The sequence below is a fragment of the Ruegeria sp. CDSA193 genome, assembly GCF_059611885.1.
In genome coordinates, this window is sequence record NZ_JBXWPN010000002.1 from 433284 (window position 1) to 448381 (window position 15098).

Here is a 15098-nt window from a genome sequence, read left to right on the forward strand (position 1 = left end):
AAATCACGCGCGGAATTCGGACCTTCCTGTATGCAAGGGCCAATCAAGGCCCTTGCAAAAGATTGCTTTAGTTGAAGGGTGTGATGGTGAAACCAGCACGGTACTCGGCCAGATGTGCTTCACGCTCACCGTCCGACATGCCACGCAGTGCATTAAGCGGCGAGCCAAGGGTATGACCGCGAACATCGTCCAGCGTCCACATATCCTTGTTGTCAAAGCGCAGATGCGGCTGCGGCACCAGTGTCTTACCGTCTTCACGAACGAAGTTGAGGTCTTTGATGGCATCCGCCAGATCCCAACCGTCGTAAACAGTTTCCCACTCACGTTTGCCCGAGAACTTGCCCATCGCCGGCGTTGGCCGACCCTGGTATTCGTCTGCGAACGCTTCAACAGCGGTCCAGCGATCAAGCTCATGTGCAAAGGTGTGCAGCTGACCGTCGATTTCGTCGACAACCATGTCTTCGCGGATCAGGCACGGCACCAGGCACGACCAGCAGCGATGCGGATAAACATAGCCAACTTCTTCGTTGAAGGTGATGACTTTCTGGCCCGGAACGCTCAACTTGGCATACCATTTCCAGAAGTCACCAAACTCGGCATACCAACCCGGATACTTGTGCTCAAACCACTCAAAATCTTTCTCGGTCTGAGCTTCAATCCGCCAGAAGTTCACCGGCCAACCGACTGCGAAGAACTGAGCAACTTTGTGCACATAGTTCTTCTCGGTGATCCGCTTCCAGGCTTCCTGCACATCGTCGTGATGTACTTTTACGCCGTATTTCTCGAGCGGCAGCATGTAGGTCCGGTAGTAGTCTTCAAAGATCCAGCGATGCCACATCTCCGCATAGGATTCCTTTTCCTTGTCGCGGTTGGTGGTGCCATATTCGATGAACGTACCGATCGCCGCATCAACGATGGCGTGGTTCTGCCAGAAGGAGTACCGCAGGTCGCGTTCCAAAAGCAGATGGTTCTCTGGCTCTTTCAGGGCCGCCATCAGAAGCGAGTGACCGTTACCGATGTGACGACTTTCGTCAGACTGAACCGACAGGAACACAGTTGGCAAAGCATAATCGCCATTGCGGGCGGCCTCTGAAGGCATTGCCACAAAGAGAGTGTTCGTAAACGCGGTTTCAGCAACAACGGTCAGATACATGCATGCGGCGGTCATTGTGTCGCCGGTGATGAACCCTTCGCCGAATTGACGGCCAATGGTGGTGGCATAACACTTACCAAAGGCTTCTTCGGTGATGTCGAAACCAGCCGGATCGATGTAGTTTTCCATGTACCACTTTTTCAGGTTCATCTGAATTGTGGAGTGACGGAATTCATCAACCATCTGCATGGTGAAACCCGTGCGCAGGTCTTCACCCGGCGCCAGACGAGCCACCATGGCCATCGAACGCGCAGCCGAAATTTCCGGGAACGGAATGATCGCCAGGAACAGCTTCATCCATTCGATCCAGCGCGGTTCAACGTTGCGGAACATGTCACCACGCAGCGCAGCGTCGAGCGCACCGTATACCCGGTTGTCTTTCTCTTCTTCCATCGGGAAGTAAGAGCGCAGAACCTGCTTCATCGGGTCGCGCGGCGCTTTGGTGATCTTATAGTCTGTGGGGAAAGTATTCGCTTCCTGAACATAGGTTGGATTCCAACCCAGGTCCGAAATCTTCTTGGTGGCCTCCCCTACCGAGATTCCTCTCTGAGAGGTAATTTTATTTAGCGTAATCGCCATGCCATGAGACTCCTTTGTTGCTGACCAATTTCTCGGTCGGTTGGAGACAGCGCATGCTGCCGTTTCTTCGACCCGATCACTGAACAGAGCCAAGAGGCACGGTCAGTTGATCCAGTCGTTCGGATCACGGCAAAGGTTTCGGAATGTATGCTCGGCGCTGCGCGTCAGTTCCTGCCGAATTCATCGGCGGGCACTCACTTCTTTGGCCGAACCCTCCCTGGTCCTTCGTTCTTGATGGTCCCCGTTTGAACGGGAACGCGGCGTTATGCCTAATTACATGCAAGGGGCATGCCAGATTTTGGATTTGGGTGGTATTTTGGCTTGGAAAAGCAGAGTATTTTATCTAACATATTGTTTTATATGTTTATTTTATTTCTAAAAATTCTACTTCGTTCACACATGCAGTGAAGAGATCGTGTTTTGACAGTTCCAGAATCCTGTCAAAACTGTCACGTTGCTTTACAAACTTTACGTTCACACCACTATTTACACTTAGCGTTACGATTAGGCCGCACGCACGGTAACATGTATTTTTTCTGCGCTTATATTCCGACTTCAGAGGCTTCTTTGCTCGAATTGACGACACACACTCTGTGCTGCGTTGAACCTGTTCCGGACCACGCGCCACTTTCAGAGTGCATCTACAGGAGCGCAAATACGTAAGCCCACTACCCGAGCGCTTGGCAACCCAATGCGCAAAACCGATCGCGAATCACCACCTCGGTCACACAGGCATACCCAACGACAGCAGGACGTTGAATTTTCCCTTTGTAAAACAATGAAACTAATCCGCGTTACACTCTGTAAACATGTTTAACTAATCGCGCCAAGGTTGTGAAAAAAGATGCTTTTTCGAGGCATATTTTGCGCTGAACATTCTTTGTAGACCAGACAACTGATGATAATTTGAGCACTGCAAACATCGTACGTCTTCAGTCAGGTCAGCCGCAATCGGGCGAAGCGTTTAGAGGCAGCACAGTCGAGTAAGGACAGTGTTTAATCGTATCTTTTCGGGGGATCAAATGAGCGACCGAGGCACAATCAAAATCGCCCCAGGTCGCCGCGTGGCAGTGTCTCAAATGTCAGTTCGGTCGTTCGGTTTTCACAGCGTAGGGCATCTGGTCGCAAATCGCTTCGATATCGCTGCTCAAGAGCGCGTGGAGTTCCCGAAGTATTTGTTCACGAAGATCATCCGAAGTTTGTGCCAGCGCCTCTTGCGCGGATACGAGGTTTATCGGGCTTGGCTCGAAAGCCGCCTTTTCAGCCGCATGTGTCAGCAAGCTGTCCTTACCGCACAAATCCAGACTGATTTTGTGCAGGCCCTGAAAGAACCGATCGGTTGCGTCTTTCTGTTTCACGAGAAATCTCTCATCTGTTCCAAGCAACAGCTCGAATTTCTAAAGGAGGTTTGAATGGCCGGTCAATCCTCAGCAGTCTCGGATTTGTTTCTCAAGCGCATGGAACTAATCAACGGTCTGTCGCAAGCCAATGTAGAGCACCTGCGCATTTTACAACAAATCGCCGGCTACGACATCTTACTGATGAAAGACCCGGACTGTGCGCAGACGCTCGATGCAATTGACAAATCTTCGAACGAATTGACCGCTTCACAGGAACATATCGACGCTTTGGAACGCGATGTTGCGAAGATCGATGAACAAATTGAAAACGCCCGCAATCTGGAGGACGGATAATGGTCGAAAATAGTGCCGCAGGGCTTTCTTTGTTTGACCTTCTGGGCCGAGACTGGGCATTGGATGATGCAATAGATCAGGTTCTCTTCAATAAAGAAGACAGTTGTGCAGCCTTCAAACTGACATCTGGAAAATTGGCGTTGGCTGCTGTCGAAGATCTGGAAAGTCCAAAAATTCGAACCCGAATGGATTTGGAAACCGGTCGGACAACCATCCGTCCGCGCGAAAACCCGATAGCGCCGGTTAAGACCCCGGACATCTCTGTCCGTACTGACCTATCCATCGTTCGTTTTGGAGCGCAGGGCTTCGCGGCAATCTGTGACGACGGGGTTCTACGGCAGATCACGGCGGGGGGACAGGTTGTTGACAGGCTCAAGCTGCAAGATCGGAACGTAACAGGTGCCGCAGGCACTAAGAATGGCGATCAAATCGCCATTGCTGCAGACACGCTGATTGAGGTCATCTCAACATCAGAATTGACGTCCGTAGTCACACTCACAACAAGTCATCCTGTTGTTTGCCTGTCATATTCCGACGATGGCCGCGCTCTTGCTAGCTGGGGTGATGGCAAACTGACCCTGTTTGATCTGGGCACCCCCGATACGGCCCCTGTCACATATGACATCGCAAGCGAGATTACGGAAATCAAATGGCGTCATACAGCAAACCATCTGTGTTGTGCCTCAGCTGACAACAGCTTTTATCTTATCGACCGCAGTGCGGGATCGGTCCAGCAGGTCGAAGGATACCCTGCACCGGTTCGCAATGTCGCGTTCAGCAAATCGGCCAATGCGCTCGTGACATCAGGTGCGTTCCGTCTTGTTGGCTGGGACGCAAATGACCTGCCGCAGAATGACGAGGCAGGCACACCAATCGCTACTGGCAAACCCGGCTTTGTCGTACTGAACGCGATTGCCGCACATCCCAAGCGGGACGTTGTCGCAACAGGATATGCCAGTGGTCTGGTGACTTTAGCCAGCGTCGGAACTCCACAAGACATGATGTTGCATCAAGAACGCGGAACCGAAGTGACCAGCCTGGCCTGGTCAAAGACCGGAGAGCATCTGGCAATCGGTTTTGCATCTGGAAAGGCTGCACTGGCGACCTTCCCTTCTCAGATGTTCAAATAAACCACTCCACCCAAGCCATCAGGAGATAGAAAATGTCCAAGACCTTGTCCCCGGAAGAGCAAAGTAAAGATAAATACTTCGCTCAACTATCGAAAATTTCAGAAGCGATGATCGAAGAACATGGCAAAGACTTTGCCATGGGCGCTTTGGTAATGGCGGCGCAATGGATCGCTAAGAACCAGTTGGGCCCGCAAGAAGATATCGTGCACTAGAACTAACTGTGCAGAACTGCCAACACGCCAGCCGCGTCAACCGCAAGCATCCGCCTCATCTGATCAACGGTTACTTCGGAAATCAGCGGCGTCATGCGCCCGATGCCATCATGTGCATCTGGCCCTTCAGCATTGCGAACCGCAGCCAGATCCTGCCCGAAATCACCGTTTAGAACATGAGAATACGCACACATCTCTTGCAAGCGCAGAGTGACGAAATAGAGGCAATCCCCGGTTTCGTCAAACTGGCCTGCGTATGGTTTGGATCCACGTTTTCCGGAACCAGAGAAAGAGGTATGAACAGCAGTGCCCAGGATGGCCTTAACCTGTTGGCGCCAAGCGGCATACGTCCCATCCTGATCAAATTCCAGGCCTGCGCGGTAAAGTCGTTCGCTTACTGCTTTGAACGCGCGACCGCCTGCAATATGACGCCGCCAAAAGTCTTGAGCTTCCTCGATGGTCGTGCACTCGACAAATCGTTTGGCCAGCTTCGGTCTGGATACAAACGCCAGCGCCATATCCACATCTTCAGAAATAGATCGTGCAATCTGCATAGACGGCGTCGGCAAATCATGTTGGAAAAGCAACCGGATCGCGTCCAACTGTTCGATCATTCGAAACGTCAATGCGCGAAGCGCCTCCCACTGATCCGTTGTAAGCCCACTGTCCGGCAAATTGACTGCCTCAACCGACGCAGAGTGCAGAGACGCAACCCAGATGGCAGCCTGATCAAACATAAAGAACGTATCGACTGCATGGCTGTCGGTACCAATGTCCCAATCTTCAAGAAAGCTAAAGCCGCGAAATCGGACAATCGTCTTTCGCCAAACGTCATCCAGGTCGAGACCTTTTGCCGACCACATTTGCCGGGTCCGCGCAAGAAGTTGAGGGGAAACACCGGGATAGCTGCGTTCAAAAGAGCCTGGGAAAACATGAGACGTGTCAGATTGCATGTCGAATTTGTCTCTCATTGGGTTGCGTCAGTCTATCAACGATCTCTGACGCGACAAACCATCAATGCAAGGCAACCGCGCCAAACGATACGTAATTTCGACCGATCTTTGGCATTTGAGGTCTGAGGGGTAATCCAATGGTTATGAGTTTCCGACATTCGCAACGTCAGACCGGGCTTTTGAACCACTCGATGGCGCAAGCGATCAAGTTGATGCGGATGCATAAGTTCGAACTACTGAACCACTTGGCACAAGTCACAGAAGAAAACCCGTTTCTCGAAGCTGGTTCTGAGGACCTTGGAGAGCAATCAGGCGGGTTAGTTGCGCCCATGACTGACATGTCCGACACTGTTGCCGACACCAAGACCAGCCTTTACCAAAATATAGCTGAACAACTGCCGCTGATTTTCGACAAAAAAAGCGACATCAGCATTGCATTGGCATTCCTGGCCGAGATCGAACCCAGCGGATGGCTTGGGGCTTCGGTGGATGACGTCGCAGCTGCCTATGGCTTTTGCCCCAAAACCTGCGCCGAAGTCCTGTCAAAGCTGCAAACAGTCGAACCGGCTGGACTGTTTGCCCGCGACCTCAAGGAATGCCTGCGCCTACAGGCGAGTGACCGCGGAATTCTAAGCGGAGCTATGTCGAAACTGATCGACAATCTCGACGCACTGATGGATTGCGATCTGCCAGGTTTGGCACGAAAACTCGGGGTGGATCTGGCAGATATTGCACGATGTCTGGATGACATACGCAAAATGAATCCAAAACCAGGGGCTAACTTCGAAATTGATGAAACACTGGCACGGGAAAGTGACGCCACAGTAGAGATCGTTGGTTCCGACCTGTTGATAGCGTTGAATTCGTCAAGCTTTCCGACTGTTCGATTATCGCAGGCGCTGAACTCGAGCGAGCCTGCCAAAGCCGCACTGCAAAATCACCACGTTTCAATGATACGACAAGCCAAGTCATTGCGTTCAGCATTGGAGGTCAGAAACGCAACTGCGATGGCAGTAATTACGGCGATATGTATGCGTCAACGCAGGTTTCTTGCACGCGGGTTCTATTCGTTGCGCCCAATGCGCATGAGTGATGTTGCCGAAGACACTGGCTTCAGCGAAGCGACGATAAGTCGGGTCGTGTCAGGTCTGACGATTCAATGTCCATTGGGTAATATTTTGGCCAAATCGCTTTTTTGTGCCCCGATTGCCCAGGGTTCCCTGTCCGAGACCAAACATGTGGCGTTGCATCAAATCAGGCGTTTAATTGCGTCCGAAGACAAATTCGCTCCTCTCAGTGATGGAGACATCGCAGTTCATGTGAATAAATCCGGTTTCGCTCTGTCTAGGCGAACAATTACCAAGTACCGGCAATCACTTGGACTTAGCGCACCCAGCGTCAGACGAAAAAACGCCGAAATAGAAATGCTGTCGATAACCGCAAGAAAGGGAAGAACCTTAGGTCAGCGGGGATTTGGCGAGAAACAGAACCTGGGAACCTGAATGTCCCAAGGTAGCCCCCAGTGAAACCCGTTATTATTCAGTCAACTGAGAAACAGGCGACGCCTGAAACGAAACAATCATGAACCGAACACCAAACGAGTTCGTAGAGCCGGTTATGCTGCGTAGCTTACGCCCTGTCTCGCTCGATGACCTAGGGGCCGTGCACGGGGCCCTTCAAAACCACGACCTGGTCCGCTGGCTGGGGGCATTGCCATTGAATGTCGATTGGGAAACGTCCCGGAAGTACCTTGAGTTCCTCCTGGACCCAGAAGTGGAATCTGCCGCAATCTGTTTGGGTGACCGACTGGTCGGAACCGTCAGCAATGGCCTCGAATTATCATTCTGGCTGGAACCTCGCCTTCACCGTCGCGGCTTGGGAAATTGGGCTATCTCGACTTTTATCGAGAGGCTTCCATCTCATTGTAACACGATTACTGCATGCTGCATGATAGACAATTTCGCGGCTTCGGCAGTGCTGGGGCAAATCGGGTTCCAGCGAGATAACCTGCCGTTAAGACGATTTTCGTTTGCTCACGAACACTCTGTTCCGATGTGGCGACACACACTGAAACGGTTCCCTGAAATTTAGGAATCCCAGCACAAATTTCGCTTGCTAATTTACATTGCCAGCTATTGATGCTCAACCTCTACGGATTACTTTGATAGCGTTGAGATACTCCGGAAGCTCGGTAGGGAAAAGCCTTGCCGAGGAAACCAATAGCTGAGGACGTCCTTACATATGTGCACTGTGGTGACCTTGTGAAAATAGCGTGCTCATTAATCACCAGCAGCGCGCCTAAAACAAGCGGAGCGCCAAGGGGCGATCAGGTATCTTCCTGAGCGGACTATTGATCACGCCCCTACGATCACAGCAGGATAGAATTTGAAAAGGAAACAACTGAAATGACAAAAGCAGGCTCGTCAGACAGATCATTCTTACACGGACATGCTGACGGAGGCGTATGGGATAAGGCCGGTGCTCCCACGGGCGAAGATGGGTGGGATCCGATTGATCTCGGGAACGGGATTTTTATGTTGGAAGTCGGCAGTGGGAACCCCGGCGGGACGCTCGGGCTTTTGGTTGGTGATGAAGGTTCTGTCCTGATCGACAATGGTTTGCAAAAAGCCGCCGATGTCACTGTATCCACAACCGAGAAGCTGGCTGGCGGACCGATAGATTTCCTTATCAGTACGCACCTTCATGGCGATCACGTCGGCTGTAATGCGAATTACGCGGCAAGGGGCGCAACTATTCTAGCCCATGACGAAACACGCCGCGCGCTGTTGGAAGATGATCAGTTCGACAAGGCCGGACTGCCGGTCATCACTTTCAATGACAGGATGACTTTCCACCTGAATGGGCAGACAATTGAACTGATGCACTTTGCTAATGCGCACACCGTCAGCGACACAATCGTCCATTTTGTCGAGGCTAATGTCATTCATGCTGCTGATCTGTTCTTTAACAAGATCTATCCGTTCGTCGATCTTGAGAATGGCGGCAGCATCGACGGGTTTATATCAGCTCAAAGACAGATCATCGATTTGGCCAACGACGACACTGTTATCATAGCAGGGCACGGTCCTGCGGGTAACAAGTTCGACATGCAGGCTTCGGTCGATTTGATGCTTGCGATCAAGGACACGATGAAACCCCTCGTCGATCAGGGCATGTCCATGGATGAAGTCCTGGCGCAAAATCCGTTATCCGTCTTTGAGAAGTTCGCCTGGTTTCACATTCCAACCGAGCGGATGACGATGATCATCTATTGTCTGCTGGCAGAGAACTGAAATTCTCTTGGCCGAATTCACCTCCTAGAATTTGGCCGTCAAGAATAAGGGCACAATGCGAGGCAGTAAGCTGCCTCGCTCAAAACCCCACACAGCCCGCAATAGGCGCGCTTCACAGATGATAATGGAACCGCAAGATCAGCGGAATTCGCTAGCCTGTGCCAGTTGAGGCAACGGTACCGCAGCGAGTGTTCGCCAGCCTTCTGGTGATACATGTGTAGGGGATTTCTTCCAGGTTGCAGAGAAAGGCACCTGGCGAAGAAACTGAACAGATATTTCCTGCAATAGGTTCGAAGTCCGCTCGGAAATGTACGGTGCTTTTTACACAGATAACCGCGTAGTTCGTTGGGTCTAATCCGATATGAGTAAAATGCGCGCGATCAAGACATTGGTTCCGTATACTTGTGACAACAAGGTCAATACTTGCCTCGTGCCCAACCAAACGTAGGGCAGCTGTCTCGCCCAACGTAGCTACCCCACCGCCATACATTTTTCCGGTATAGCGACAAACGCCATCACCCAAAGCCAGAACTTCAAACTCTGCTTTGACTGGAACGTGCCCAGCCAAGTTGGACTTTGCACCGACTGCAAGTTTTATCCGTGCACCTTCTCCGGCCTCATGGGCTTGTTTTGCACTTTCAGGGTCATGGAACAGACCCATTAAGACACTCTTTGTCCCGCCCTCAATCAGTGCTGCCAGCAAGCCTGTAGTATCTGATGTCCCGCCCGCACCAGCGTTGTCCTGGACATCTGCGACAACAATGGGTTTTCCCCGCCTCTCGCGACATATCGAAACGGTTTCCTCCAGAGACAACATCGAACAATCAAGATCGGCTTCGCGAGATACAAACAAATGCACGACTTCTTCCGCGGCAGCAGCAGCTTTCTGGGCTGTGGCCGCGTAGGCAAGACATGATGGGCCTGTGTCTGAGAAGTCCGCAGCGGTGAAACCGAGGGCGATTTCTGCCAGAATTTCCTGCTTCTCAAATCTCTCGGGCAACTGATAGATCTCGCTGAATGGCTTGGAGCCCGTATGTTGCGCATGCAGAGGGATGAGGTAAGGCACCGGTTGGAAAGCCTTGTAGAGCGTTTCGCCCGCTAGTAACCGCTGCAGGACTGGAACGCATCGTGCGCCCGTTTCCGCCATATCCAAGTGGGGATAGGTTCTAAAAACAGACAAATAGTCTGCATTGTCGACCATCTCAACCGAGATGTTGGCGTGAAGGTCCAAACTTGCGACCACTGGCACTTCGAAGCCCACAACTTCACGTACACGACGCAGAAGCTCTCCCTCACCGTCAGCGAGGCTTTCGGTGACCATTGCCCCATGGAGATCGAGATAAACGCCATCAATGTCGCCCACATCCCGGATGCGATCCAACAACATCTCGCAAATTGTTTCGAATGCGTGATCGGTTACATGTGCAGACGGCTCGGCAGAACACCACAGGGTTGGTGCGACTTCAAATCCTGCTGCCGCTGCAGCCTTCGCAAAACCGGCGATAGGTAGGTTCATGCCAAACGTTTCCGATATCACCTGCGCACCGTGCAACATGCCGGGCCAGGAATCGGCCATCTCAAACTCGTGCAGACCGGCCTGCGTCACACCAAAGCAATTAGTTTCATGCTGAAAACCCGCGATCGCAATACGCTTGGTCGCCATCATGTGTGCTCGATTTCTTGTTCGGCATGGGGTGCAGAAAAAACACTTTGGCCATTGCGGATCGTTTCAAGCACCCGCGTATCTGTCAGGCGGTCCGGATCGTGCAGTGGATTACGCGAAAGGACAACAAAGTCAGCAACTTTACCCGGTTCGACAGAACCGCGCTGCTCGTCCTTGAAGACTTGCCAAGCAGCGTCGATGGTCTGAGCGCGTAAGGCTGACAGAACGCTGATCTTCTGATCTTCACCGAGCACGCGACCAGAAACGGATTTTCGATTTACCGCACAGTGGGCCAGATGGATCGGACGCGTCGGAGTGACCGAGGCATCATTGTGGATTGTATATCGCAAGCCAAACCGCTCAGCAGACGCCGCAGGGGATATCCGCTCGGAGCGCTGCGGCCCCAAGAATGTATCGTAGTGGCGATCACCCCAAAAATGTATATGAGCCGGAAAGAAACTGACGGTAAGTCCAAGCTGGGCCATACGCTCCAACTGATCATCCCGCAGAGCCTGACCGTGGATAATGGTGTGGCGATGATCTTGGCGGGGATGCGCAATAAGCGCCTTTTCCACCGCATCTATGAACATCTCGGCACCGGCATCACCATTGCAGTGGCAATGCATTTGGAAGCCCTTGCTATGGAGTTTTCTGACGTCGGCATCTAACTGTTCTTGTGAGGTGTAAACCATCCCACAAGGGTGACAGGGATCGGCCGGCTTGAAATATGGGGTAGACAAAAACGCGGTCTGCAACTGAAAAGCCCCGTCCGTGAACAATTTGCGCGGACCCAGTGTGAAATGCGGGTTGCCGGGCCAGTTCGTACCGATCCAATGCTCGGACAATTCGGGTTCCAGACTTCCGACGGGTAAGAGCTCAATGTCTATTCCCGGATCCAGATCCGCGGGCTGGCTGGCAAAGTGTTCCAACATGGTTTGCGACGCCCAGGCGTTTTGGGCATAGGTCACTCCATAGGATAGGTATTCGTCACGACAGGCCTCAAAGCCTTGCCAGAACCTTTCGCGGTCGATCAGGAAATCAGTATCGCCCATCTCGCCCATGGCCGATAATCCTTCGATCAATCCCGTCAGGGCTCCGGTTTCAGGATCACGGCCAAAGCGGCCGCCTTCTGGATCAGGTGTTTGACAGGTTAACCCGCGCCTCTGAAGGGCAACAGAATTGGCTACGCCACAGTGCCCCGACGCATGAATAACCCAGATTGGATGACGCTGTGATACATCGTCCAGCTCAGCCCGCGTAGGCATGCGGCCTTCGCGAATGGCAGTATTATCAAACAACACGCCCATGACCCATTCACCCTCGGGCGTCTCGCCAGCCTTTTCCCGAATCCTATTCAACGCCTGCGCCATGTGCTTGCAGTCCCCTAAAGGGGGCGAAGATAAGTCGACACGGAACAGCCGTATGAACCCTGGATCCGGGAAATGCCCGTGCGGGTCGATAAACGCCGGCATCAGTGTACGACCCTGAAGGTTGTACTCACGTGAGTCAGCCGGCATGCGTGCGCGCAGATCTGCTTCAGCACCGACGGCCTGAATTCTTTTGCCCTCGGTCAGAACAGCCTCTGGAGAGGAGTTCTGTGCATCCATAGTCAGGATTGTGCCGTTAAAATATAGTGTGCTTGGCATTGGGTTTCCTACTACGACAGCGGGGCCAGACAACGCAGCCCGTGGCCGCCATTTACTTCCCATTCCGGAGTCTGGGTGCAGATATCCTTGGCAAAGGGACAACGCTCGCGGAACTCACAACCGGACGGGCGTTTGAGCAAACTGGGGGGCTCACCTTTGAGAGCAATCCGTTCCAACCGCGCATCCGGGTCCGGCTCTGGGTTGGCACTCAACAGGCAGCGGGTATAGGGATGGCGCGGCTCGTTAAAGATGGCCTCGGTTGTACCTTCTTCAACCAATCGGCCCAAATACATGATGCCCATTCTGTCAGCCACATGGCGTACGACGCTAAGGTTATGCGTGATAATCACCATCGCAAGCCCCAGCCTTTCGCGCAGGTCGTTGAGCAGGTTCAACAGCTCGCCCTGAACCGACACATCGAGACCTGCAGTGGGCTCATCCGCAAGGATCAATTTGGGTTCCAGTGCCAGTGCACGTGCCACACCCACACGCCGAGCTTGGCCACCAGATAGCTGATAAGGATAGCGGTCCGCGAAATGCGTGGGCAAGTTGACCATTTCCAACAGACGCTTGGCTTCGGCGTCCATGTCACGGTCTTTCATGCCCTGAATGCGGTAAGGCTCGGTAATCAGACTGCGGATGGTCAGACGCGGCGACAGGCTTCCAACCGGGTCTTGAAACATCATCGCCATGTCTTTGCGCAACGGGCGCATGACACTTTCGGGTGCGCCCCGAATTTCCTGACCTTCGAAGGTGACCGAGCCATCTTGCGCAGGTGCTAACCCGGCAATGGCGCGAATGACCGTGGTTTTACCAGACCCACTTTCACCAACCAGCGCGTAAGTCTCTCCGGGTTCTACGGTAAAGCTGACACCCGCCAGTACATTGACCGGGCCATAGCTGGTATTGAGGTCCACAACGTTCAGCAAGCTCATGATGCGACCTCCTGATGGTTCAGCCAGCACGCAGCGTGATGGCCTTCTTTCAATTGATCCAGTGGCGGCACTTCGGTGGCGCAGCGCGCCATGGCCTGATCACAACGATCCCTGAAAATGCAGCCCCCAGGCAGGTTGGCCAAGTCGGGCACTTCACCGGGAATGGTTGGCAATACACGGGCACGCTCTTTGATGTGACCGGGGTCGCATTCGATCAGTCGGCGTGTGTAAGGGTGTTTAGGATTGTGGAAAATCTCCCGCACGTCCCCGCTTTCAACAACTGCGCCAGCATACATCACAACAACCCTGTCGCAGAGTTCTGCGATCACGCCCAAATGGTGCGAGATGAACAAGATGGCACAGTGAAACTCGCGCTGCAGCTCTTGCAGGCGCTCAATAATCTGCACCTCCAGTGTCGCATCCAGTGCAGTTGTCGGCTCATCCGCAATCAAAAGATCAGGTTCGGACATCAACGCCATCGCGATGGCGATCCGTTGACGCATCCCGCCAGAGAATTCATGCGGATATTGCGCCAGACGCGCCTCAGGGTCAGGAATGCCAACAGCGCCCAACATTTTGGCCGCGTGCGCCAACTTGTCAGCCTTGGACTGTCTGGATCGGTGCTGAATATCCAGCATCTGCTGACCGATAGTCAGAACCGGGTTGTGCGTTTGCATCGGATCCTGAAAGACGATGGATATATCCGCCCCGCGCAGGTCCCGCATGTGCCGCTCAGAAGCTTGCAGCAAATCCTTCCCCTTGAACCTAATTTCTCCTTCACGGAACCGGGTATTGGGCGCGGTCAAACGCAGAATGGATGAGATCAATGTGGATTTACCACAACCGGACTCTCCCACGATGCCAACGATTTCGCCTTTGTTGACGTTGAATGTGATGTCCCTCAATGCCCTGAGGTCGCCACGGCCTGTTTCGTAATCGACGCAAAGCTGGTCGATTTCCAGAAGTGTCTCGGTCATCGCTGTTTCCTCAGTTTCGGGTCAACTACATCGCGCAGGCTTTCACCCAGAAACGTGAAGCCAAGCGTTGCCAGAATGATCGGCAGGCCTCCGCCAACAACCAACCAAGGAGTTTGGCGGATCAGGGAATAGCCATCCTTAAGCAAAGAACCCCAGCTCGGGGTCGGAGGCTTAACGCCCAGACCCAGGAAGGACAGGCCGGCCTCAAGCGCGATGACTGTAGGGATATCCATTGCCGCCAACACAGCCAGAACGCCAATGATGTTGGGCAGCATATGAACGCCTAGAATGCGCGCCATGCTGGCCCCCATTGAACGTTCAGCCAGGATGAACTCAGAGTTGCGGAGTGTCAGCGTTTGGGTCCGCGCCACACGCCCATATGTTGGGATCGAGGTCGCCATGACGACAAACACGACCGTCTGCAGACTGGGCCCGATCAGGGCCACAACGGCCAGCGCGAACATCACTGTCGGAAAGGACCGGATGGTATCGAAGAACAGCATTAGAAGATTATCGAGCCATTTCGGCCCATACCCTGCAATCATGCCCAGTGTCAGGCCAATCGCCATTGCTCCGAACACGGCGGGCAATGCCACCTTGAGCGCAACTTGGCCCCCCGCGATGACCCGCGAAAACGTATCGCGCCCTAACTGATCTGTGCCCAGCAGGTGTGCTGTGGACGGTCCCTGCAAGCGGGATTTGATATCCATCGCAATCGGATCATAGGGTACGATCCAATACGCAAAGATTGCGCAGAAAACGATGATACCGACGATGATTAAGCCCATGAGACCAAGCGGGTCGCGCGCAACGCCGACTATGATCTGGCCCATTTCGGAACGAGATTTTTCCATGTGCCTGCC

The 15098-nt window shown here is 53.1% G+C and carries 14 protein-coding genes; 6 read left to right on the plus strand and 8 right to left on the minus strand.

The annotated features are described in order from the left end of the window. Nucleotides 1-67: 67 nt before the first annotated feature. A complete protein-coding gene (locus AC2FLG_RS05020; RefSeq protein WP_496697165.1) occupies nucleotides 68-1732 on the minus strand; it encodes an aromatic/alkene/methane monooxygenase hydroxylase/oxygenase subunit alpha in 1665 nt (554 codons plus the stop codon). A gap of 1082 nt (nucleotides 1733-2814) precedes the next feature. Next, nucleotides 2815-3090, minus strand: a complete 276-nt coding sequence (locus AC2FLG_RS05025; RefSeq protein WP_496705256.1) for a hypothetical protein — start codon at nucleotides 3088-3090, stop codon at nucleotides 2815-2817. Between the two features lie 54 nt (nucleotides 3091-3144). Here AC2FLG_RS05025 and AC2FLG_RS05030 point away from each other — a divergent pair, with 54 nt between their 5' ends. The 3 genes from AC2FLG_RS05030 to AC2FLG_RS05040 are packed head-to-tail and all read left to right on the plus strand — an operon-like array spanning nucleotide 3145 to nucleotide 4768. Further along, complete coding sequence (locus tag AC2FLG_RS05030) at nucleotides 3145-3426, plus strand: hypothetical protein (protein WP_496703025.1); 282 nt, start codon at nucleotides 3145-3147, stop codon at nucleotides 3424-3426. Beyond that, on the plus strand, nucleotides 3426-4556 hold the full coding sequence (locus AC2FLG_RS05035; protein ID WP_496702063.1) for a WD40 repeat domain-containing protein: 1131 nt from the start codon (nucleotides 3426-3428) through the stop codon (nucleotides 4554-4556). Before AC2FLG_RS05030 ends, AC2FLG_RS05035 begins: the two co-directional genes overlap by 1 nt. Before the next feature lie 32 nt (nucleotides 4557-4588). Next, a complete protein-coding gene (locus tag AC2FLG_RS05040) occupies nucleotides 4589-4768 on the plus strand; it encodes a hypothetical protein (RefSeq protein WP_496697173.1) in 180 nt (59 codons plus the stop codon). Between the two features lie 2 nt (nucleotides 4769-4770). On the opposite strand, the gene AC2FLG_RS05045 is transcribed toward AC2FLG_RS05040, so the two are convergent. Next, nucleotides 4771-5739: a hypothetical protein gene (locus tag AC2FLG_RS05045; protein ID WP_496705258.1), complete on the minus strand. Its 969-nt coding sequence runs from the start codon at nucleotides 5737-5739 to the stop codon at nucleotides 4771-4773. Nucleotides 5740-5864: 125 nt separating this feature from the next. On the opposite strand from AC2FLG_RS05045, the gene rpoN reads away from it, so the two are divergent. The 3 genes from rpoN to AC2FLG_RS05060 all read left to right on the plus strand — a co-directional run bounded on the left by rpoN (nucleotide 5865) and on the right by AC2FLG_RS05060 (nucleotide 9014). After that, a complete protein-coding gene (gene rpoN / locus AC2FLG_RS05050) occupies nucleotides 5865-7223 on the plus strand; it encodes an RNA polymerase factor sigma-54 (protein WP_496705260.1) in 1359 nt (452 codons plus the stop codon). A 115-nt stretch (nucleotides 7224-7338) separates the two neighbouring features. Next, nucleotides 7339-7812 carry a GNAT family N-acetyltransferase gene (locus AC2FLG_RS05055; protein WP_496702095.1) on the plus strand — a complete coding sequence of 158 codons (474 nt, stop codon included), beginning with the start codon at nucleotides 7339-7341 and terminating at the stop codon, nucleotides 7810-7812. A gap of 314 nt (nucleotides 7813-8126) precedes the next feature. Beyond that, on the plus strand, nucleotides 8127-9014 hold the full coding sequence (locus tag AC2FLG_RS05060) for an MBL fold metallo-hydrolase (RefSeq protein WP_496705262.1): 888 nt from the start codon (nucleotides 8127-8129) through the stop codon (nucleotides 9012-9014). A 151-nt stretch (nucleotides 9015-9165) separates the two neighbouring features. On the opposite strand, the gene AC2FLG_RS05065 is transcribed toward AC2FLG_RS05060, so the two are convergent. Genes AC2FLG_RS05065 through AC2FLG_RS05085 form a run of 5 tightly spaced genes read right to left on the minus strand, consistent with a single transcriptional unit; the run spans nucleotide 9166 to nucleotide 15089 of the window. Continuing rightward, entirely contained in the window at nucleotides 9166-10680 is a 1515-nt protein-coding gene (locus tag AC2FLG_RS05065) for a M81 family metallopeptidase (protein WP_496705264.1), read from the minus strand. Next, nucleotides 10677-12323, minus strand: a complete 1647-nt coding sequence (locus tag AC2FLG_RS05070) for an amidohydrolase (RefSeq protein ID WP_496705266.1) — start codon at nucleotides 12321-12323, stop codon at nucleotides 10677-10679. The genes AC2FLG_RS05065 and AC2FLG_RS05070 overlap by 4 nt, the downstream gene beginning before the upstream one ends. An 11-nt stretch (nucleotides 12324-12334) precedes the next feature. After that, on the minus strand, nucleotides 12335-13258 hold the full coding sequence (locus AC2FLG_RS05075) for an oligopeptide/dipeptide ABC transporter ATP-binding protein (protein WP_142636099.1): 924 nt from the start codon (nucleotides 13256-13258) through the stop codon (nucleotides 12335-12337). Beyond that, nucleotides 13255-14235 (minus strand): ABC transporter ATP-binding protein, encoded by a 981-nt coding sequence (locus AC2FLG_RS05080; protein WP_271948711.1) that lies wholly within the window; start codon nucleotides 14233-14235, stop codon nucleotides 13255-13257. The genes AC2FLG_RS05075 and AC2FLG_RS05080 overlap by 4 nt, the downstream gene beginning before the upstream one ends. Continuing rightward, nucleotides 14232-15089, minus strand: coding sequence for an ABC transporter permease (locus tag AC2FLG_RS05085; RefSeq protein ID WP_496703015.1), 858 nt, complete (start codon nucleotides 15087-15089; stop codon nucleotides 14232-14234). Before AC2FLG_RS05085 ends, AC2FLG_RS05080 begins: the two co-directional genes overlap by 4 nt. Nucleotides 15090-15098: the final 9 nt, after the last annotated feature.

Excerpts from the sequence above, each read along its gene's own strand:
- AC2FLG_RS05065 (WP_496705264.1), bottom strand. The coding sequence starts at position 10,680 with ATGATGGCGACCAAGCGTATTGCGATCGCGGGTTTTCAGCATGAAACT.
- AC2FLG_RS05080 (WP_271948711.1), bottom strand. The coding sequence starts at position 14,235 with ATGACCGAGACACTTCTGGAAATCGACCAGCTTTGCGTCGATTACGAA.
- AC2FLG_RS05055 (WP_496702095.1), top strand. The coding sequence starts at position 7,339 with ATGCTGCGTAGCTTACGCCCTGTCTCGCTCGATGACCTAGGGGCCGTG.
- AC2FLG_RS05070 (WP_496705266.1), bottom strand. The coding sequence starts at position 12,323 with ATGCCAAGCACACTATATTTTAACGGCACAATCCTGACTATGGATGCA.
- AC2FLG_RS05075 (WP_142636099.1), bottom strand. The coding sequence starts at position 13,258 with ATGAGCTTGCTGAACGTTGTGGACCTCAATACCAGCTATGGCCCGGTC.
- AC2FLG_RS05040 (WP_496697173.1), top strand. The coding sequence starts at position 4,589 with ATGTCCAAGACCTTGTCCCCGGAAGAGCAAAGTAAAGATAAATACTTC.
- AC2FLG_RS05060 (WP_496705262.1), top strand. The coding sequence starts at position 8,127 with ATGACAAAAGCAGGCTCGTCAGACAGATCATTCTTACACGGACATGCT.
- rpoN (WP_496705260.1), top strand. The coding sequence starts at position 5,865 with ATGAGTTTCCGACATTCGCAACGTCAGACCGGGCTTTTGAACCACTCG.
- AC2FLG_RS05045 (WP_496705258.1), bottom strand. The coding sequence starts at position 5,739 with ATGAGAGACAAATTCGACATGCAATCTGACACGTCTCATGTTTTCCCA.
- AC2FLG_RS05030 (WP_496703025.1), top strand. The coding sequence starts at position 3,145 with ATGGCCGGTCAATCCTCAGCAGTCTCGGATTTGTTTCTCAAGCGCATG.
- AC2FLG_RS05020 (WP_496697165.1), bottom strand. The coding sequence starts at position 1,732 with ATGGCGATTACGCTAAATAAAATTACCTCTCAGAGAGGAATCTCGGTA.
- AC2FLG_RS05085 (WP_496703015.1), bottom strand. The coding sequence starts at position 15,089 with ATGGAAAAATCTCGTTCCGAAATGGGCCAGATCATAGTCGGCGTTGCG.
- AC2FLG_RS05035 (WP_496702063.1), top strand. The coding sequence starts at position 3,426 with ATGGTCGAAAATAGTGCCGCAGGGCTTTCTTTGTTTGACCTTCTGGGC.